Origin of the sequence: Cupriavidus sp. WS (assembly GCF_000395345.1) — a bacterium.
Taxonomy (GTDB): Bacteria; Pseudomonadota; Gammaproteobacteria; order Burkholderiales; family Burkholderiaceae; genus Cupriavidus; species Cupriavidus basilensis_B.
Map to the genome: position 1 here is coordinate 17528 of NZ_AQPL01000141.1, position 18111 is coordinate 35638.

Annotated in this window: 15 protein-coding genes and 2 tRNA genes; 12 read left to right on the top strand and 5 right to left on the bottom strand. The window is 68.2% G+C overall.

All coding sequences use genetic code 11. The features are described from left to right. Positions 1-29 precede the first annotated feature (29 nt). The 8 genes from glmM to phoR all read left to right on the top strand — a co-directional run bounded on the left by glmM (position 30) and on the right by phoR (position 8911). Complete coding sequence (glmM, locus tag K206_RS0113195; RefSeq protein ID WP_020202887.1) at positions 30-1376, top strand: phosphoglucosamine mutase; 1347 nt, start codon at positions 30-32, stop codon at positions 1374-1376. Positions 1377-1783: 407 nt separating this feature from the next. After that, complete coding sequence (gene pstS / locus K206_RS0113200) at positions 1784-2815, top strand: phosphate ABC transporter substrate-binding protein PstS (RefSeq protein WP_020202888.1); 1032 nt, start codon at positions 1784-1786, stop codon at positions 2813-2815. Positions 2816-3060: 245 nt separating this feature from the next. Then, positions 3061-4026, top strand: coding sequence for a phosphate ABC transporter permease PstC (pstC, locus tag K206_RS0113205; protein ID WP_029043583.1), 966 nt, complete (start codon positions 3061-3063; stop codon positions 4024-4026). Next, positions 4023-4922, top strand: a complete 900-nt coding sequence (gene pstA / locus K206_RS0113210; RefSeq protein WP_029043584.1) for a phosphate ABC transporter permease PstA — start codon at positions 4023-4025, stop codon at positions 4920-4922. Before pstC ends, pstA begins: the two co-directional genes overlap by 4 nt. 73 nt (positions 4923-4995) lie before the next feature. Next, positions 4996-5784, top strand: coding sequence for a phosphate ABC transporter ATP-binding protein PstB (gene pstB, locus K206_RS0113215; RefSeq protein WP_020202891.1), 789 nt, complete (start codon positions 4996-4998; stop codon positions 5782-5784). 91 nt (positions 5785-5875) lie between these two features. Then, a complete protein-coding gene (gene phoU, locus K206_RS0113220; protein ID WP_020202892.1) occupies positions 5876-6580 on the top strand; it encodes a phosphate signaling complex protein PhoU in 705 nt (234 codons plus the stop codon). 26 nt (positions 6581-6606) lie between these two features. After that, positions 6607-7314, top strand: a complete 708-nt coding sequence (gene phoB, locus K206_RS0113225; protein WP_020202893.1) for a phosphate regulon transcriptional regulator PhoB — start codon at positions 6607-6609, stop codon at positions 7312-7314. Positions 7315-7552: 238 nt separating this feature from the next. Continuing rightward, entirely contained in the window at positions 7553-8911 is a 1359-nt protein-coding gene (gene phoR / locus K206_RS0113230; RefSeq protein WP_020202894.1) for a phosphate regulon sensor histidine kinase PhoR, read from the top strand. Between the two features lie 108 nt (positions 8912-9019). Here phoR and ppk1 read toward each other — a convergent pair whose 3' ends face one another. Next, positions 9020-11143 carry a polyphosphate kinase 1 gene (ppk1, locus tag K206_RS0113235; protein ID WP_081651385.1) on the bottom strand — a complete coding sequence of 708 codons (2124 nt, stop codon included), beginning with the start codon at positions 11141-11143 and terminating at the stop codon, positions 9020-9022. Between the two features lie 145 nt (positions 11144-11288). Here ppk1 and ppx point away from each other — a divergent pair, with 145 nt between their 5' ends. Beyond that, entirely contained in the window at positions 11289-12821 is a 1533-nt protein-coding gene (gene ppx, locus K206_RS0113240; RefSeq protein ID WP_029043585.1) for an exopolyphosphatase, read from the top strand. Positions 12822-12924: 103 nt separating this feature from the next. Here the strand turns inward: ppx and K206_RS0113245 are convergent, their stop codons facing one another. The 4 genes from K206_RS0113245 to K206_RS0113260 all read right to left on the bottom strand — a co-directional run bounded on the left by K206_RS0113245 (position 12925) and on the right by K206_RS0113260 (position 15905). Next, complete coding sequence (locus K206_RS0113245) at positions 12925-13779, bottom strand: GNAT family N-acetyltransferase (RefSeq protein ID WP_081651386.1); 855 nt, start codon at positions 13777-13779, stop codon at positions 12925-12927. A gap of 180 nt (positions 13780-13959) precedes the next feature. Next, complete coding sequence (locus K206_RS0113250; RefSeq protein ID WP_020202898.1) at positions 13960-14436, bottom strand: histidine phosphatase family protein; 477 nt, start codon at positions 14434-14436, stop codon at positions 13960-13962. A gap of 399 nt (positions 14437-14835) precedes the next feature. Next, positions 14836-15057: a translation initiation factor IF-1 gene (gene infA / locus K206_RS0113255; protein ID WP_017230249.1), complete on the bottom strand. Its 222-nt coding sequence runs from the start codon at positions 15055-15057 to the stop codon at positions 14836-14838. Positions 15058-15828: 771 nt separating this feature from the next. Next, positions 15829-15905 (bottom strand) — tRNA-Pro (locus K206_RS0113260). Between the two features lie 407 nt (positions 15906-16312). On the opposite strand from K206_RS0113260, the gene K206_RS0113265 reads away from it, so the two are divergent. The 3 genes from K206_RS0113265 to K206_RS38160 all read left to right on the top strand — a co-directional run. Then, positions 16313-17530 carry a diguanylate cyclase gene (locus K206_RS0113265; RefSeq protein WP_029043586.1) on the top strand — a complete coding sequence of 406 codons (1218 nt, stop codon included), beginning with the start codon at positions 16313-16315 and terminating at the stop codon, positions 17528-17530. A 100-nt stretch (positions 17531-17630) separates the two neighbouring features. Beyond that, positions 17631-17707: transfer RNA gene (locus K206_RS0113270), tRNA-Arg, on the top strand. Positions 17708-17922: 215 nt separating this feature from the next. Next, a partial coding sequence (locus K206_RS38160) for a hypothetical protein (protein ID WP_043366529.1) occupies positions 17923-18111 on the top strand: 189 nt, incomplete at its 3' end.

Genomic DNA, 18111 nt, shown 5'->3' on the forward strand with positions numbered 1-18111 from the left:
ACAAGACAGAACGACGGGAGAAAACACGTATGACACGCAAGTACTTCGGCACCGACGGGGTGCGCGGCAGGGTGGGCGAGGCGCCCATCACGCCCGATTTCGTGATGCGCCTCGGCTACGCGGCCGGCATGGTGCTGGCCCACGGCGCGCGCCAGCAGGCGCAGGGGCGCCCGACCGTGCTGATCGGCAAGGACACCCGCATCTCCGGCTACATGCTGGAAGCCGCGCTGGAAGCCGGCTTCACTTCGGCCGGCGTCAACGTGCTGCTGACCGGGCCGCTGCCCACGCCCGGCGTGGCCTACCTCACGCGCGCGCTGCGGCTGTCGGCCGGGGTGGTGATCTCGGCCAGCCACAACCCGTACTACGACAACGGCATCAAGTTCTTCTCCGCCGACGGCGACAAGCTGCCCGACGAGGTGGAGCTGGCCATCGAGCAGGCCCTGGAAGAGCCGATGGTGTGCGTGCGCTCCGACGACCTCGGCCGCGCGCGCCGCATCGACGATGCGGCCGGGCGCTACATCGAGTTCTGCAAGAGCACGTTCCCCTACGAGCAGGACCTGCACAAGCTCAAGCTGGTGGTGGACTGCGCCCACGGCGCCGCCTATCACATCGCGCCGCACGTGTTCCACGAGCTGGGCGCCGACGTGGTGTCGATCGGCAACCAGCCCGACGGGCGCAACATCAACGCCGGCTATGGCGCCACCGCGCCGGAGAAGCTGATCGAGGCGGTCAAGGCCCACGGCGCGGACCTCGGCCTGGCCTTCGACGGCGATGCGGACCGCCTCCAGGTGGTGGACCGCGACGGCCGCCTGTTCAATGGCGACGAACTGCTCTACCTGATCGTGCAGGACCGCCTGCAGTCCGGACAGAGCGTGGCCGGCGCGGTCGGCACGCTGATGACCAACATGGCGGTCGAGCTGGCCTTCAAGCGCCAGGGCGTCGAGTTCGTGCGGGCCAAGGTGGGCGACCGCTACGTGCTGGAGGAACTGAACAAGCGCAAGTGGGTGCTGGGCGGCGAAGGCTCGGGCCACCTGCTCTGCCTGGACCGGCACACCACCGGCGACGGCATCGTCTCCGCGCTGCAGGTGCTGGCCGCGCTGCGGCGCAGCGGCAAGACCCTGGCGCAACTGCTCGAAGGCGTGTCGCTGTTCCCGCAGACGCTCATCAACGTGCGCGTGGAAAAGGGCTTCGACTGGCAGTCGCACGCCGGCCTGAGCGCCGCGCGCGCGGTCATCGAGCCGCAGCTCGAAGGCAAGGGCCGGGTGCTGATCCGCGCCTCGGGGACCGAGCCGGTGGTGCGGGTGATGGTCGAGGCCGAGCAGGTCGAGACCGCCGAGCGGGCGGCGCAGACGCTGGCCGATTCGCTGCGCGCCTGACACGCCACTCCGCCGCGCGCGGGATGCGGGGGCTTGCCTTCCGCGCCCGCAGGCGGGAGAGGGCAGGCCGCTTGCGCCGCGAGCGTGGCGGATGCGGTGGGCCGGCGTCGCCGGTGGCATGGAGCCGGGTTTTCACCCGGTTTTTTTACGCCCGTACTGCAATTAACGGCCATCTGGTGCGCGCGCGCCAAATGCTAGCAAAATGTGTCTATCGGGGCGATTTTGGGCGAAATAGTGTATTAAACGGCGCGTTTTGTCATGCGCATGTCATCCTCCTGGCGACCGTCAAAGAGACTTGCCGTCGACTTACAAGAAGATCTCGTGATGTCATGGAATTGTCATATACGGGGCATAAAGTTCGACGTGTCAAAAAATTGTCATTCCCCAACCATGTCTCTGGAGGACATATGAAGCTGGTCAAGACTGCCGTAGCAGGCATCGTGTCGTTGGTGGTGGCGGGCACTGCGTTCGCGGCGGAAATTACCGGTGCTGGCGCATCTTTCCCGGCGCCCGTGTATTCCAAGTGGGCCGACGCATACCAAAAGGCAACGGGTAACAAGGTCAACTATCAATCCATCGGTTCGGCCGGCGGCATCAAGCAGATCGGCGCGAAGACCGTCGATTTCGGTGCTTCGGACGCACCCCTCACGGACGACGAACTGGCCAAGCAAGGCCTCGTGCAGTTCCCGACGGTGATCGGCGGCGTGGTGCCGGTGATCAACCTGCAGGGCGTCAAGCCGGGCGAGCTGACCATCACTGGCGAAGTGCTGGCCAACATCTACCTGGGCAAGATCAAGAAGTGGGACGATCCCGCCATCAAGGCGCTGAACCCGCACGCCAAGCTGCCGAGCCAGGACATCCTGCCGGTGCGCCGCGCCGACGGTTCGGGCACGACCTTCATCTTCACCAACTACCTGACCAAGGTCAGCTCGGACTGGAAGAGCTCGGTCGGTGAAGGCACCACCGTCAACTGGCCGGGCGGCGGCACGGGCGGCAAGGGCAACGAAGGCGTGGCCGCGTTCGTGCAGCGCCTGAACGGCGCGATCGGCTACGTCGAGTACGCCTACGCCAAGCAGAACAAGATGACCTACCTGAACATGAAGAATGCTTCGGGTGCGGTCGTGCAGCCCAGCGACGACGGCTTCAAGGCCGCCGCCGCCGGCGCGGACTGGAGCAAGACGTACTACCAGATCCTGACCAACCAGCCGGGCAAGGCCGCATGGCCGATCGCCGGCGCCACCTTCATCCTGCTGCACAAGAGCCAGGAAAAGCCGGCGCAAGGCACCGAAGTGCTGAAGTTCTTCGACTGGGCCTACAAGAGCGGTGCCGCCATGGCCACCGACCTGGACTACGTGCCGCTGCCGGAAGGCGTCGTCAACCAGATCCGCAACACCTGGAAGACCTCGGTGAAGGACGGTTCGGGCAAGTCGCTGTACTGATGATGGGCTGACCGCCATCGCCGGGTCCTGGCGCCCGGCCTGGCGGTTTTGCCTGTCCGGCGCCGGCCTGGCGCCGGACAGGCAAAACCGCGGCAGACACTGCCGCGCCGCTGTACCGAAGTACCGAATACCTGAGTATCCAAGGCATCCGCCGCGTCCGCGCGAGCATGCAGCGCGGGCCCCGCAGTCCGCGGCCGCGCTGGCAGCGGGCGGTACGCCACCTAAACGAACCCCAATATCACATCATGGCGACTACATCCGATCTATCCGCAGTGCGGCCTCCCAGCCGCACCGGTGACATCCTGTTCGGTGGCCTGACGCGCGGCGCCGCCATCGTGACCCTGCTGCTGCTCGGCGGCATCATCGTATCGCTCGCGATCAGCGCCTGGCCGTCGATCCAGACCTTCGGCCTGCGCTTCCTGTGGACCGCCGAGTGGGATCCACCCGCGGACGTCTACGGCGCGCTGGTGCCGATCTACGGCACCCTCGTCACGTCGCTGATCGCCCTGATCATTGCGGTGCCCATCAGCTTCGGCATCGCGCTGTTCCTCACCGAGCTGTCGCCGGCCTGGCTGCGCCGCCCGCTCGGCACCGCCATCGAGCTGCTGGCCGCGGTGCCCTCGATCGTCTACGGCATGTGGGGCCTGCTGGTGTTCGCGCCGATCTTCGGCGAATACTTCCAGAAGCCGCTGGCCGCCACCGTGGGGCAGCTGCCGCTGATCGGCAAGCTGTTCCAGGGCGCGCCGCTGGGCATCGGCCTGCTGTGCGCGGGCGTGATCCTGGCCATCATGATCATTCCGTACATCGCCTCGGTGATGCGCGACGTGTTCGAAGTGACGCCGGTGCTGCTCAAGGAATCGGCCTACGGCGTGGGCTGCACCACGTGGGAAGTGATGTGGCGCGTCGTGCTGCCCTACACCCGCGCCGGCGTGATCGGCGGCGTGATGCTGGGCCTGGGCCGCGCGCTGGGCGAGACCATGGCGGTCACGTTCGTGATCGGCAACACCAACCTGCTGGACAGCCCGTCGCTGTTCTCGCCGGGCAACAGCATCACCTCGGCACTCGCCAATGAATTCGCCGAAGCCGGCGCCGGCCTGCACACGGCCGCGCTGATGGAGCTCGGCCTGATCCTGTTCTTCATCACTTTCGTGGTCCTCGCGCTGTCCAAGATCCTGCTGCTGCGCCTGGCCAAGAGCGAGGGCGCAAAATGAGCCAAGCCTCGATGTCCACTTCTTCGTCGATGCCGGCCGTGAGCCAGGACGCGGATGCCGTGCGCACGCGCCTGCAGGCGCGCCGCCGCCGCACCAACGTCTATGCGCTGGCCGCGTCGCTGGGCGCGATGGGCTTCGGCCTGTTCTGGCTGGCGTGGATCCTCTGGACCACCATCACGCTGGGCGTGGGCGGCATGTCGCTCGACCTGTTCACGCAGATGACGCCGGCGCCGAACACCGCCGGCGGCGGCCTGGCCAACGCCATCTACGGCAGCTTCGTGATGGTCGGGGTGGCCACGCTGATCGGCACGCCGCTGGGCATCCTGGCCGGCATCTACCTGGCCGAGTACGGCAAGAAGTCGCCGCTGGCCAGTTTCATCCGCTTCATCAACGACATCCTGCTGTCGGCGCCGTCGATCGTGATCGGCCTGTTCGTCTACGCGCTGGTGGTGACCCGCATGGGCCATTTCTCCGGCTGGGCGGGGGTGTGCGCGCTGGCGCTGCTGCAGGTGCCGATCGTGGTGCGCACCACCGAGAACATGCTGAACCTGGTGCCCAACGCGCTGCGCGAGGCCGCCTTCGCCCTGGGCACGCCCAAGTGGAAGATGGTGCTGTCGATCACGGTGAAGTCGTCCTACGCGGGCATCGTCACCGGCGTGCTGCTGGCGGTGGCGCGCATCGCCGGCGAGACCGCGCCGCTGCTGTTTACGGCCTTGTCCAACCAGTTCTGGACCAGCGACCTGAACAAGCCGGTGGCCAACCTGCCGGTGACGATCTTCCGCTTTGCCATGAGCCCGTTCGTGGAGTGGCAGCAACTGGCGTGGGCCGGCGTGTTCCTGATCACCATCGGCGTGCTGGCGCTCAACATCGTCGCGCGCATGCTGTTCAAGAAGTGACCGGCGGCCCATATCGCCCTTGTTGCATAGACGCCCGAACCGGCAAACCGAAAATTTCCTGCGAGAGACGAGCATGACCTCGACCGTCATCGACATTCCCGATACGACCCGCGCCAAGATCGACGTGCGCAACCTGAACTTCTACTACGGCCAGTTCCATGCGCTGAAGAACGTCAACATGTCGATCCCCGAGCGCAAGGTGACGGCCTTCATCGGCCCGTCCGGCTGCGGCAAGTCGACGCTGCTGCGCACCTTCAACAAGATGTACGCGCTCTATCCGGAGCAGCGTGCCGAGGGCGAGATCAACATGGACGGCGACAACCTGCTGACCGCCAAGCAGGACATCGCCCTGCTGCGCGCCAAGGTCGGCATGGTGTTCCAGAAGCCCACGCCGTTCCCGATGTCGATCTACGACAACATCGCCTTCGGCGTGCGCCTGTTCGAGAAGCTGTCGCGCTCGGAGATGGACGACCGCGTGGAGTGGGCGCTGTCCAAGGCCGCGCTGTGGAACGAAGTCAAGGACAAGCTCAACCAGTCGGGCTACGGCCTGTCGGGCGGCCAGCAGCAGCGCCTGTGCATCGCGCGCGGCATCGCCATCCGCCCCGAGGTGCTGCTGCTCGACGAACCGTGCTCGGCGCTGGACCCGATCTCGACCGGCCGCATCGAAGAGCTGATCGCCGAGCTGAAGGACGACTACACCGTGGTCATCGTCACGCACAACATGCAGCAGGCGGCGCGCTGCTCGGACTACACCGCGTACATGTACCTGGGCGAGCTGATCGAGTTCGGCGAGACCGAGAAGATCTTCATCAAGCCGCACCGCAAGGAAACGGAAGACTACATCACCGGCCGCTTCGGCTGATTGAGCGCTGCGCGCATAATGCACAGCATACGAACAACGGCATCAGTGGAATTTGCGGAACACTTGCAGGACCAGAGGCCAGGAGAACAACATGTCTGACAAGCATCTGTCGACCCAATTCGACGCCGACCTCAACGCCATCAGCACGAAGCTGCTGCAGATGGGCGGGCTGGTCGAATCGCAGATCGAGACCGCCATGCGGGCGCTTTCCGAATTCGACGGCGCGCTCGCCGACCAGGTGGTGGAGCGCGAGCAGCGCCTCAACGCGCTGGAGCTCGAGATCGACGCCGACTGCGGCAACATCATCGCGCGCCGCCAGCCCACCGCGCGCGACCTGCGCCTGGTGATGGCGATCTCCAAGACCATCACCAACCTCGAGCGCGCGGGCGACGAGGCCGAGAAGATCGCCAAGCGCACCAAGCACATCATGGAAGACGCTGGCGCGCACCAGATCAACTATTCCGAGGTGAAGCTCTCGGGCGACCTGGCCATCGCGCTGCTGCGCCAGGCGCTGGACGCCTTCGCGCGCCTGGACACCGTGGCCGCCGCCCGCATCGTCAAGGACGACAAGGCCATCGACGACGAATTCCGGGCCTTCGTGCGCAAGCTCATCACCTACATGATGGAAGACCCGCGCACCATCTCGGTCGCGCTGGATTTCCTCTTCATCGCCAAGGCGATCGAGCGCATCGGCGACCATGCCAAGAATATCGCCGAGTTCATCATCTACATCGTCAAGGGCACCGACGTGCGCCACGCCTCGCGTGAGGACATGGAGCGCGAAGCGCTGAGTTGACGGGCGCCATAGCGGAGAGAAAATACATGCCAAGCAGCATTCTTGTCGTCGAAGACGAACCGGCGATCGCGGAACTGATCGCGGTCAACCTGCAACACGCTGGACACTATCCGATCCGGGCCTACAACGCGGAGCAGGCACTGTCGCTGATGAGCGACGTGCTGCCCGACCTGGTCCTGCTCGACTGGATGCTTCCGGGCAAGTCGGGGGCAACCTTCGCGAAGGAACTGCGCAACAACGACCGCACCAAGCAGATCCCGATCATCATGCTCACCGCGCGCAGCGAGGAGCAGGACAAGGTGATGGGGCTCGAGGCCGGCGCCGACGACTATGTCACCAAGCCGTTCTCGCCCAAGGAACTGCTGGCGCGCATCAAGGCGGTGTTGCGCCGCCGTGCGCCGCAGCTCACCGACGACGTGGTCGCCATCAACGGCCTGCGCCTGGACCCGGCCACGCACCGCGTCACCGGCCACGACGAGTCGGGCCTGCTCAAGCTCGACCTCGGCCCCACCGAGTTCCGCCTGCTGCACTTCCTGATGACGCATCCCGAGCGCGTGCACAGCCGCTCGCAACTGCTGGACCAGGTGTGGGGCGATCACGTGTTCGTCGAGGAACGGACCGTGGACGTGCACATCAAGCGCCTGCGCGCGGCCCTGACGCCCGGCGGCTACAGCAATATGATCGAGACGGTACGCGGCAGCGGCTATCGCCTGGCGCGCGGCCCGAGCCACTGAACCCGGGCCGGCCGTGCCGGCGCCGGCGTGGCGGCGGGGCCGCCGCAGTCGCCCTAGCCGCCGGTGCCGCGGCCGGCGCGCCGCCAGCCGGCTTTCCGGCGGATCCGCGCGCGCCGCGCGTCCAGCCGGCCCTGTCACCCCCGCTTCACCCGCCTGTCATGCGCCTGTTGCCGATTTCGTGGCACACTCCACCGCATCGCGCGCGGGCCTGCGGCCTGCCTGACCTTCCCCCTTCTTCATGAACGTCATCTGGGCCCGCTCGGCGGCCATCCTGATCGTCCTCGGCCTGGCATCCGCCGGGCTGTATTTCCTGTCCGGCCCGGTGTCGGCGCTGTCGTTCCTGTGCGCCGCGCTGCTCGGCCAGCTGCTGTACTACCTGTACCAGATCAACCGCCTGTGGCGGGTGCTGGACGCGCCGGCCTACGGCGAGATCCCGAGCGCGCTCGGGCTGTGGGGCGAGGTGTATTACCGCCTGCACCGCCTGGTCAAGCGCTGGCGCATGCAGGTGCTGCAGGTGGAGCAGCAGCACACGCGCTTCATCCAGGCCATCCAGGCCTCGCCCAACGGCGTGCTGATGCTCGACGACGCCGACCAGATCGAGTGGTGCAACGACGTGGCCGAGCAGCATTTCGGCCTCAACGCGCGGCGCGACGTGCGCCAGCGCATCACCCACCTGATCCGCCGCCCCGAGTTCGTGCAGTACCTGACGCTGCAGCGCTTCGACGATCCGCTGCTGATGCGCGACCTCGGCGAGCACAAGCGCAGCGTGATCGCCGTGCAGATCCTGCCCTACGGCGAGAACCGCAAGCTGGTGCTGACCAACGACATCACCAAGCTGGAGAACACCGAGGCCATGCGGCGCGACTTCGTCGCCAACGTCTCGCACGAGCTGAAGACGCCGCTGACGGTGCTGACCGGCTTCCTGGAAACCGTGCGCGACCTGCCGGTGTCGGAGCAGGACCGCAACCGCTACCTGGACATGATGCTGGTGCAGTCGATGCGCATGCAGCATCTGGTCGAGGACTTGCTGGTGCTGGCCAAGCTCGAGAGCGACGCGCTGCCGCCGAGCTACGACCGCGTCGACATGGCCAGCATGGCGGCCCACCTCGTGCACGACGCCGAGGCGCTGTCGCAGGGGCGCCACCAGCTCAGCGCGGACATCGACCCCGAGGTGCAGATCCGCGGCGCCGAGACCGAGCTGTTCTCCGCGTTCGGCAACCTGGTCTCGAACGCGGTGCGCTACACGCCCGACGGCGGGCGCATCGGCATCAGGTTGAGCTACGAGAACGAGCACGCCATCTTCGCGGTCAGCGATACCGGCCTGGGCATCGCCGCCGACCACATCCCGCGCCTGACCGAGCGGTTCTACCGCGTCGACCGCAGCCGCTCGCGCGACACCGGCGGCACGGGCCTCGGGCTGGCGATCGTCAAGCACGTGCTGTCGCGCCACCATGCCGACCTGCGCATCACCAGCGAAGTGGGGCGCGGCAGCGTGTTCCGCGTGGTGTTCCCGCCCGACCGCAGCGGCCACGCGCCGGTTCCCGCCGCGCACCCGCAGCCCGATCATTCGCGCCAGCCGCCGCAGAAGGCCGCCTGAACGGCAAGGCCGCGCGCCGGGACCGGACATGCCGGCCTCCGGCGCGCGGCCGCCGCGGCGCGCCGGGCGTGCCGCGGGTGACTTGCGTGTGGTATTTCGCCGCCGGCGTCAGGCCGCGGCGAACATCGCCAGCAGGTCGTTCTGGCTGACGTGCGGCTGCCTGGACTTGGTGTGCTTGCGCAGGTAGGTGCCGTCGGACTGCATGACCCAGGCCGAGGCGTTGTCTTCCAGGTGCACGCGCAGGCTTTCCTTGATCACGCGCGCCTTGAGGGCCTTGTCCAGCACCGGGAACGCCACTTCCACGCGGCGGAACAGGTTGCGGTCCATCCAGTCCGCGCTGGACAGGTAGGTCACTTCGGCGCCGTCGGCCAGGAAGTAGTAGACGCGGTGATGCTCGAGGAAGCGCCCGACGATGGAGCGCACCGAGATGTTCTCCGACATGCCCGGCACGCCGGGCCGCAGCGCGCATACGCCGCGCACGATCAGGTCGATCTTCACGCCCGCGCGCGAAGCCTTGTAGAGCTCGTCGATGATGGACGGCTCGAGCAGCGCGTTCATCTTGGCGATGATGCGCGCGCGCTTGCCGGCGCGGGCGTTGCGGGCCTCGGCGCGGATGTGCTCCACCAGGTTGCTGTGCATGGTGAACGGCGACTGCCACAGGTGGTTCAGGCGGATCGTGCCGGCGGTGCCGGTGAGCAGCTGGAACACGTGCTGCACGTCCTCGCAGATTTCCTCGTTGGCGGTCAGCAGGCCGAAGTCGGTGTACAGCCGGGCGGTGCGCGGATGGTAGTTGCCGGTGCCGAGGTGGGCGTAGCGGCGCAGCTTGAACTGCTTGCTCTTGGCGCCGGTCAGCTCGCGCCGCACGATCAGCAGCATCTTGGCGTGGCACTTGTGGCCCACTACGCCGTAGACCACGTGGGCGCCGGCCGATTCGAGCCGCTCGGCCCAGTTGATGTTGGTCTCTTCGTCGAAGCGCGCCAGCAGCTCCACCACCACCGTGACTTCCTTGCCGTTGCGCGCCGCGGTCATCAGCGCCTCCATCACCGGCGACTCGTTGCCGGTGCGGTAGACGGTCTGCTTGATGGCCACCACGGCGGGATCGACCGCGGCCTGCTGCAGCAGGTCCAGCACCGAGCTGAAGCTCTCGTAGGGATGGTGCAGCAGCACGTCCTGCTGGCGGATCGCGTCGAACATCGGCACGCCCGGCGTGAACACCTTGACCGGCGCGGGCACGTGCGGCGGGAACTTGAGGGCAGGGCGGTCCACCAGGTCGGGGATCTGCATGAGCCGCACCAGGTTGACCGGGCCGCTCACGCGGTAGACGTCCTGCTCGCCGAGCCCCGATTCGAGCAGCAGGCGGCGCGCGATCGCCGGCGGCGTGTCGGAGGAAATCTCCAGGCGCACGGTGTCGCCGAAATGGCGCGCCGGCAGCTCGCCCTGCAGCGCTTCGCGCAGGTCGGTGATGTCGTCCTCGGAGACGAACAGGTCGGAGTTGCGGGTCACGCGGAACTGGTAGCAGCCGTTGACCTGGATGGCGGGGAACAGCTCGTGCACGAAGCCCTGCATGAACGACGACAGCAGCACGAAGCCGTAGGGGAAGCCGGACAGCTCCTCGGGCATGCGCACCATGCGCGGCAGCGCGCGCGGGGCCTGCACGATGGCGAGGTCGGCCTCGCGGCCGAAGGCGTCCTTGCCCGAGAGTTCGACCACGAAGTTCAGGCTCTTGTTGAGCACGCGCGGGAACGGATGGGCCGGATCGAGCGCGATCGGCGTGAGCACCGGGCCCAGCTCGCGCAGGAAGAAGCTGCGCGCCCATTCGCGCTGCGCGTCGTTCCAGGTCGAGGTCAGGTGGAAGAACACGCCCTCCTTCTCCAGGAGGGGGAAAATCACGTTCTGCAGCATGTCATACTGCGAGGCCACGAGTTTCTGCATGCGCTCGGTGACGAGCTGGTAGGCCTGCTGCAGCGAGAGGCCGTCGGGCGTGATGCCGGACGGATTGTCGCGCATCTGTTCCTTGAGCCCGGCCATGCGGATCTCGAAGAACTCGTCCAGATTGCTTGAAACGATGCAGATGAACTTGAGCCGCTCCAGCAGCGGTACCTTGGGGTCAGCGGCCTGCGCCATCACGCGCGAATTGAATTCCAGGAGGCCCAGCTCGCGATTGAGCAGCGCGCCGGGGGGGCTAGTCGACATTGGCATGACCTTCTTATGGTGATGCGGCGACTTTTTCATAGAATCGTGTCAGATTGATGACAAAGTGATTTTGTCATGATGTCGACACGATAAAGACATATTTTCTGTTCCCGGGCGCATGGCGTCCCGTGACACTGCTAACTGTGCCGCGCCGTGCGGCCGCTATCCAGATTTCCCTACCGCGATGAACCAAAACCCACGCTTGCTGGCCGCCGTCGACATGGGCTCCAACAGCTTCCGCCTGATGATCGGCCGGGTCGACGAAAGCCAGACCGCGTCCGGCACGGCGAGCCAGATCTTCCAGGTCGACGCCCTGCGCGAGCCGGTGCGCCTGGCGGCGGGTCTGACGCCCGACAAGTACCTCGACCAGCCGGCCCGCCGGCGCGGCATCGATGCCTTGCGGCGCTTCGGCGACCGCCTGCGCGACTTCTCCGCCGACCACGTGCGCGCGGTGGCCACCAACACCCTGCGCGTGGCCAAGAACGCCTCGGAGTTCCTGATCGAGGCCGAGAACGCGCTCGGCTTCCCGATCGAGGTGATCGCCGGGCGCGAGGAAGCGCGGCTGATCTACCTGGGCGCCTCGCACGACGCGCCGGCCTGCACCGGCAACCGGCTGGTGGTGGACATCGGTGGCGGCTCGACCGAGTTCATCATCGGCAACGGCTACTCGTCCAAGCTGATGGAGAGCCTCTACATCGGCTGCGTCTCGCACAGCCGGCAGTTCTTCCCGAGCGGCAATGTCGACGAATACGCGATGAAGCAGGCCGAGCTGGCCGCGCGCCGCGAGATCCAGGTGCTGGTGCGCCAGTACCGCGCCGCCGGCTGGCAGCAGGCGGTGGGCTCGTCGGGTACCGCGCGCGCGCTGGCCGAGCTGATCGAGCTCAACGGCATGAACGACAACCCGGCCGAGCACGGCATCACGCGCGAGGGCCTGGAGCGCCTGAAGCGCGCGCTGGTCAAGGCGGAGAACGCCAACCGCGTCAAGCTGGTGGGGCTCAAGGCGGACCGCATCCCGGTGCTGCCGGGCGGCCTGTCGATCATGCTCGGCGTGTTCGCCGAACTGGACATCGAGCGCATGGACGTCACCGACGGCGCGCTGCGCCTGGGCGTGCTGTACGACCTGCTGGGGCGCACGCACCACGAGGACATGCGCACCATCACGGTGGACCAGTTCATGCGGCGCTACGGCGTCGACCGCGCGCAGGCGCTGCGCGTGCAGCAGGCCGCGCTGGGGCTGCTGGCGCAGTTCCCGGAGCCGCGCCACGAGCGGCGCGACGACAACCTCGCGCTATTGGGCTGGGCCGCCGGCCTGCACGAGATCGGCATGAGCATCTCGCACAGCGGCTATCACAAGCACTCGGCCTACATCGCCACCCATGCCGACATGCCGGGCTTCTCGAAGACCGACCAGGCGCGGCTGGCCACGCTGCTGCTCGGCCATGCCGGCAAGCTGGGCAAGCTGTCGGGCAGCGGCAAGTTCGTGGACTGGCGCATGCTGTTCAGCCTGCGGCTGGCCTTCGTGCTGTGCCGGCGCCGCGCCGACGAGCCGCTGCCGGACATCACCGTGGGCCAGCGCTCGGACGCGCTCGACGACGGTTTCGAGGTGCGCCTGCCCAAGGCCTGGATCGAAGCCAATCCGCTGGTCGAATACAGCCTGGCGCAGGAGGCCGACGAGTGGGAGCGCATCGGCAAGCGCTACAAGGTGGTGTACGCCTGAACGGCGCATGGCGAAGGCGGGAGGGCAGGAGCGCCCCGCCCGCGGCCACCGCTGGCCCGGCCCGCGCGAACGGCGGCCGTCCGCGCTGCGCCGCGCGCGGTGCTCAGACGCCGCGGCTCAGGCCGAGGAAGTGGCGCGCGTAGCGCGGGTTCATGTCGTTGACGCGCAGCAGCGTGAGGAAGTCCGCCACGTTGAAGTCGGGGTCCCAGGCCGGCATGCCGCAGATGCGGGCGCCGAGGCGCAGGTAGCCCTTGATGAGCGCGGGCGGCTCCACGTCGAGCGTCTGGTTCAGCTCGTCGATCGGCAGCGGCAGGCGCGGGAAGGCGTGGTATTCGATCGGTGCCAGCGCGCGTTCGGCGAACACGCGGTACAGGCTGGCCGCATAGTGGCCGCCGTCGCTCATCGGCACGCTGGCGCAGCCCAGCATCGACTCGATGCCCCAGCGCTGCAGGTACTCGCCCAGGCCGCCCCACAGCGCCATGATGACGCTGCCCGAGCGGTAGTCGCGGTGCACGCACGAGCGGCCCAGTTCGACCATCTTGGGCTTCAGGTGGGCCAGGCGCACGAGGTCGAATTCCGACTCGGCGTACAGGCAGCCGATGCGCTTGGCCTGGTGCGGCGCCATCACGCGGTAGGTGCCGACGACCTTGAGCGTGGCGAGGTCGCGCACGATCAGGTGGTCGCAATAGGCATCGAACATGTCCACGTCGAGTTCGTGCGCGGACGGGTTCAGCCGCGCGCCCATTTCCTCGGCGAAGACCTTGTAGCGCAGGCGCTGGGCCTCGACTACTTCATCCTGGTGGCGCGCCCACGCCACGCTGAAAGCAGGCTGTTCATGCGCTTGGGCATGTGCTTGCGCAGGTGGCGGGCGATGAAGACGCCTCCGCGCCGAATGGCCGGCTTGGCCATTGGGCAGGGAATCGAACAACGGCTGGGTGGGCGTCGGGAGATCTCGCATCAGTATGTCCTTTAGGTGACGAAACTGTTGCAACCGAATGTAGATACGGCAGGTGACAGTGCCGTGAAGCGGTCATGACGGTTCGGTGACTGTACAACGGCGCGCGCCACCTCTGCAACGGCAGTGTTGCCCGGATGGCACTGGCGGCGGCGCCGGGGGCCCCGGCGCGCGGCGTTGGCGCTAGAGGAATTCGGGGTTGATCACGGCGCGCAGCACGACCTGCGATTCGCTTTCGCGGGTACGGCCGGACAGCCACCAGATGCCGCTCTTGCGCACGCTCCAGTTGATCTCGGAGCCCGCCAGCAGCAGGCTGGCTAGGCGCCCGAGCCAGGGCTGGTGGCCGACCACCACGGTGTGCTCGGCGCCCTGCGGCCAGTCGATGGCGGCCAGCACCGCGCTGACGTCCGCGCCAGGCGCGAGGTCGGGCAGTACTTCGGCGTTCTCGCGCAGCGCGGCGGCGGTTTCGCGCGTGCGCAGCGCGGGGCTGCACACCACGCGCGCGCCGGGCGGCAGATGCGCGCGCAGCCATGCGGCGGACGCATCGGCCTGCTTGTGGCCGCGCCGCGTCAGCGGGCGCTGCAGGTCGGCATTGCGGGTCAGGCCGAGCGCGGCGGGCAGTTCCTCGGCTTCGGCGTGGCGCCACAGGATCAGGTTCATGGCAGCGGGGAAAATCGCGGGATGGGGTGGCGGGGCGAGGTCGGCAACGGAGCGGACGGCACGAGGAGTATGGCGACGCGCGCCGCGGCGCGCAAGGCGGGCAAACACCCGCCGGATGCGCCCGAGCGTTGCATGCCGGCATGACGGCCATGTGACCGGCGGGACATGCGCGGAGGCGTGGCAGCGCGGCGGGCGGAGCAGTCGTGCGGGAATGCGGGGGAGGGGGACGCGCGGATGTCGGATGCGCGGATATGACGCCGCCGCCGAAGCCGGTCTGTGCGGGAACGCACATCCGGACCGCGGCGGCACGACACCGCTCCGGGGCAGGGCCGCGCCGGGCGGCGCCCTCGGGAAGCGGTCAGGCGCGGCGTCCGCCGTGGCGGCGGGCGCCGCAGAGCATCAGGCCTTGTGGCGGAAGTTGATGCGGCCCTTGGTCAGGTCGTAGGGCGACATTTCCAGCGTCACGCGGTCGCCGGCCAGGATGCGGATGCGGTGCTTCTGCATCTTGCCCGACGCATAGGCCCAGATCTCCACGCCGTTTTCCAGCGTGACGCGGTAACGGTTGTCGGGCAGGGCTTCCGAGACAACACCGCCAAATTCAATCAGTTCTTCCTTAGCCAATCTCTTTCCTTTACTGCAGCCGGGGCTGCATGAATGTCGGTAAATCCGGTGAGGCGGGTGCCGGCTTGCCGCCGGCGTTTCCGCAAGGTCCGGGTGCCGGCAGTGACAAGCGCCGGCTTGCTTGGGTGCGCCGAAGGTTGCGAAGAGGCAAGCTGACCCGGACCGGCACGGCAACTGCGCGTGCAATGAGGTCCACGTTAGGGAATCGCCAGGGGGCGCGTCAGAGCCCGGCCGATTGCCTTGCCGGTTGCGGCCGCGTGCCAAGGCGGCCGTGCTACCGTGGTGGGCGCGGAGCGATGCGAGGGCAGGATGCTTCCGGTGGCTCGCCGGCACTGCGCCGCAAAGCGTGCTGCAAAGCGGCATCCGGCAGGGGCGCCCGGTTACAGGGCATGCTGCATTCACCCCGGGCTAACGCGCGATTGTACCATGAGCGGGCCCGGCAGGCGCGCCAGCATGCCGGCGCGCCGGCACTTGCGTGGCCGGTGCGGGCGGGGCGGAAAGCATGCGGGAGGACGGAAGGCAGGCCGCGCAGTGACGCGGGCGGCGCCTGGCCGTGTCCGGAGCCGGCGGCGATCCTTGTGCGGGGCAAGGCATCCCGCGCGTTTGCCGCGGCGGTGCCTTGTTGCGGTGCGGCGAAGGCCGCGGCGGCTGCACGAAAGTGGCGCGTGCCTCATCTTCCAGTGCCTGCTCGCGGCGCGCGGCGCACGAAAAAACGCGCGAAAAAAAGGCTTAGACCCGATGGTCTAAGCCTTTGATCTCATTGCCAAATACTGGTCGGGGCGACATGATTCGAACATGCGACCCTCTGATCCCAAATCAGATGCGCTACCAGGCTGCGCTACGCCCCGAAGCGGCGAATTGTAGCCCGGCGCGGGGGCGGGGGTCAAACTTTGTTTGGCTTGCCGGGCAGGCTGCCCGGCACCGCCGGCGCGGCTGCCGCCGCCATCGGAAGGGATCGGGTCCGCTTGACTTGAGCGCGAGCGCTGACATAATCCGCACACCCCGGCAGCCACGCTCCCGCGCCCGGTCAGGCGCAGGGCGGGCGGGCCACCGGCGGCCGGCGGCCATGAAAACAGGGCCGCAGCAACGACCACAAGAGCGCCCCGCCACGATAGCGGGGCCTGCCCCAGACCGCCGGGGCGCAAGGAAGGCGGCCGATGTGTAAAAAGAATGGCGCAAACCTTCCGGGCTGCGGGTCCCGGGAGGCGCATGGCGGCGCGACGTAGCGCCGCCTGCCAAGTTGGACGGGGAAATCATGTTTCAGTCGCAGGTCAGTGTGCTGGTCGCAGCCGTATTCGGGCTGCAGATGGCGGTCGTCTTCGCCGTATTGCGGCGCACGCCGGGCATGGGCCGCGCCGGGCTGAGCGCGTGGGTGGCCGGTGAATTGCTGGTGACGGCCGCCGCCGCGCTGCTGGCCGCGCAGGGCTACCTGCCGGGCTGGCCGGTGCTCGGCCTGGCCGACGTGCTGATGACGGCGGCGCTCTCGCTGATGGTGTACGGCACGCGCCGCTTCTACGACCGCAGCGGGGCCGCGGCCTCGCTGTGCATGCTGAACCTCGTGGTGCTGGGCGGCACGGTCTATTTCGAGCTGTCCGGCGCGCCGCCGGCCGGCCCCGCGCTGCTGTCCGCGCTGGCCAATCTCTATCTGCCGCTGGCCTTGCTGCGCGTGGTGGCGCCGCAGGTGCCCGCGCGCCGCGGCACCGGCCGCCTGGCCGCGCTGTCGCTCGGCCTGATCGCGCTGGCATGCGCGGGCATGGGTTTCTACCAGGCCGCCGAGCTGACGCTGGTGCCGGCCGGGCTGCTGGCGCTGCCCAGGCAGGTGCCGCAGGAGACCTTCACCATCCTGCACGCCTTCGGCATCGTCAGCCTGTCGGTCAGCTTCGCGCTGATGGCGCACGATCGCCTGCGCCGCCGGCTCGAGCGCCGCGCCAGCTATGACGACCTGACCGACGTGCTGTCGCGCGGCCCCTACTGGGCGACGCTGGAGGAAGCCTGCCAGGAAGCGGAGCGGCTGCACCAGCCGCTCACGGTCGCCTTCATCGACCTCGATCACTTCAAGGCCATCAACGATCTCTACGGGCATCTCGCCGGCGACAGCGTGCTGCGCCACTTCGGCGGCCTGCTGCGCAAGACCGTGCGCAGCGGCGATTTCGCCGGGCGCCTGGGCGGCGAGGAATTCGGCATCGCCATGCCCGGCACCGCGCTCGAGCAGGGGCGCGCGCTGAGCCTGCGCCTGAGCACGCTGGTGCGCGCCACGCCGTGCCCGTCGGAGCCGGACGCGATCTCGTACACGGTCAGCATCGGCATGGCGGAGCGGCTGCCGGGCGAAGGCGCGGACGGCCTCATGCGCCGCGCCGACAACGCGCTCTACGACGCCAAGACGATGGGGCGCAACTGCGTCTCCACCCAGCCCACCGAGCGCGCCGCCGGCCTGGGCTCGGCGGCCCGCATCCGCGTCTCCCAGGCTTCCTGACGCGCGCCGGGGCGCATGGCGGTGCTCACGCCGGGCGTGCGCTGAGGTAGAATGCTGGCCTCCACGCCGGCCCGGCGCTTGCTTGCCGCGGCCGCGCCATCCGCCCTTAGCTCAGTTGGATAGAGCACTCGCCTTCTAAGCGAGCGGTCACACGTTCGAGTCGTGTAGGGCGGGCCACTGCCTCTCTCCGCTCTCCGTAGGTCTTCCACTTCCAGGTGCTCCGCCACGTCCGGCTTCACGGCATCAATGACGCATGCGGTGAACATGGTCGGGCGCCAGCCGTTTCCTCGGCGGGAAGGCATCGCGCGCGCATCCGGCATCCGTCCGGGTCCTGGCCGGCGCCGCGCGCCGGCGTGGACTAAGATGCCACGATGACCTTCCCAGGCAAGCCCATGCTGAATTCCCGCGGCGGCACCAGCAAGGTGCATTACTGGCTGGCCGGCGGTGCCTGCGTGCTGCTGGCCGCGGCGGCGGCGCGCCACGCGCTGCTCCTGGCGGTGGAGAGCGGCGCGTTCGAGCCCAAGCCAGCCAGCGCCACCGGCGCGCTCACGCCCGACCGGCTCCGCGCGCCGTCCCGCCAG

What these genes read in the sequence shown, in the direction of transcription:
- K206_RS0113250 (WP_020202898.1), bottom strand. Translation starts at nt 14,436, where the DNA reads ATGAACCTGATCCTGTGGCGCCACGCCGAAGCCGAGGAACTGCCCGCC.
- pstB (WP_020202891.1), top strand. Translation starts at nt 4,996, where the DNA reads ATGACCTCGACCGTCATCGACATTCCCGATACGACCCGCGCCAAGATC.
- ppx (WP_029043585.1), top strand. Translation starts at nt 11,289, where the DNA reads ATGAACCAAAACCCACGCTTGCTGGCCGCCGTCGACATGGGCTCCAAC.
- pstA (WP_029043584.1), top strand. Translation starts at nt 4,023, where the DNA reads ATGAGCCAAGCCTCGATGTCCACTTCTTCGTCGATGCCGGCCGTGAGC.
- pstC (WP_029043583.1), top strand. Translation starts at nt 3,061, where the DNA reads ATGGCGACTACATCCGATCTATCCGCAGTGCGGCCTCCCAGCCGCACC.
- K206_RS0113265 (WP_029043586.1), top strand. Translation starts at nt 16,313, where the DNA reads ATGTTTCAGTCGCAGGTCAGTGTGCTGGTCGCAGCCGTATTCGGGCTG.
- glmM (WP_020202887.1), top strand. Translation starts at nt 30, where the DNA reads ATGACACGCAAGTACTTCGGCACCGACGGGGTGCGCGGCAGGGTGGGC.
- phoU (WP_020202892.1), top strand. Translation starts at nt 5,876, where the DNA reads ATGTCTGACAAGCATCTGTCGACCCAATTCGACGCCGACCTCAACGCC.
- K206_RS0113245 (WP_081651386.1), bottom strand. Translation starts at nt 13,779, where the DNA reads ATGCGAGATCTCCCGACGCCCACCCAGCCGTTGTTCGATTCCCTGCCC.
- phoB (WP_020202893.1), top strand. Translation starts at nt 6,607, where the DNA reads ATGCCAAGCAGCATTCTTGTCGTCGAAGACGAACCGGCGATCGCGGAA.
- pstS (WP_020202888.1), top strand. Translation starts at nt 1,784, where the DNA reads ATGAAGCTGGTCAAGACTGCCGTAGCAGGCATCGTGTCGTTGGTGGTG.
- ppk1 (WP_081651385.1), bottom strand. Translation starts at nt 11,143, where the DNA reads ATGAAAAAGTCGCCGCATCACCATAAGAAGGTCATGCCAATGTCGACT.
- phoR (WP_020202894.1), top strand. Translation starts at nt 7,553, where the DNA reads ATGAACGTCATCTGGGCCCGCTCGGCGGCCATCCTGATCGTCCTCGGC.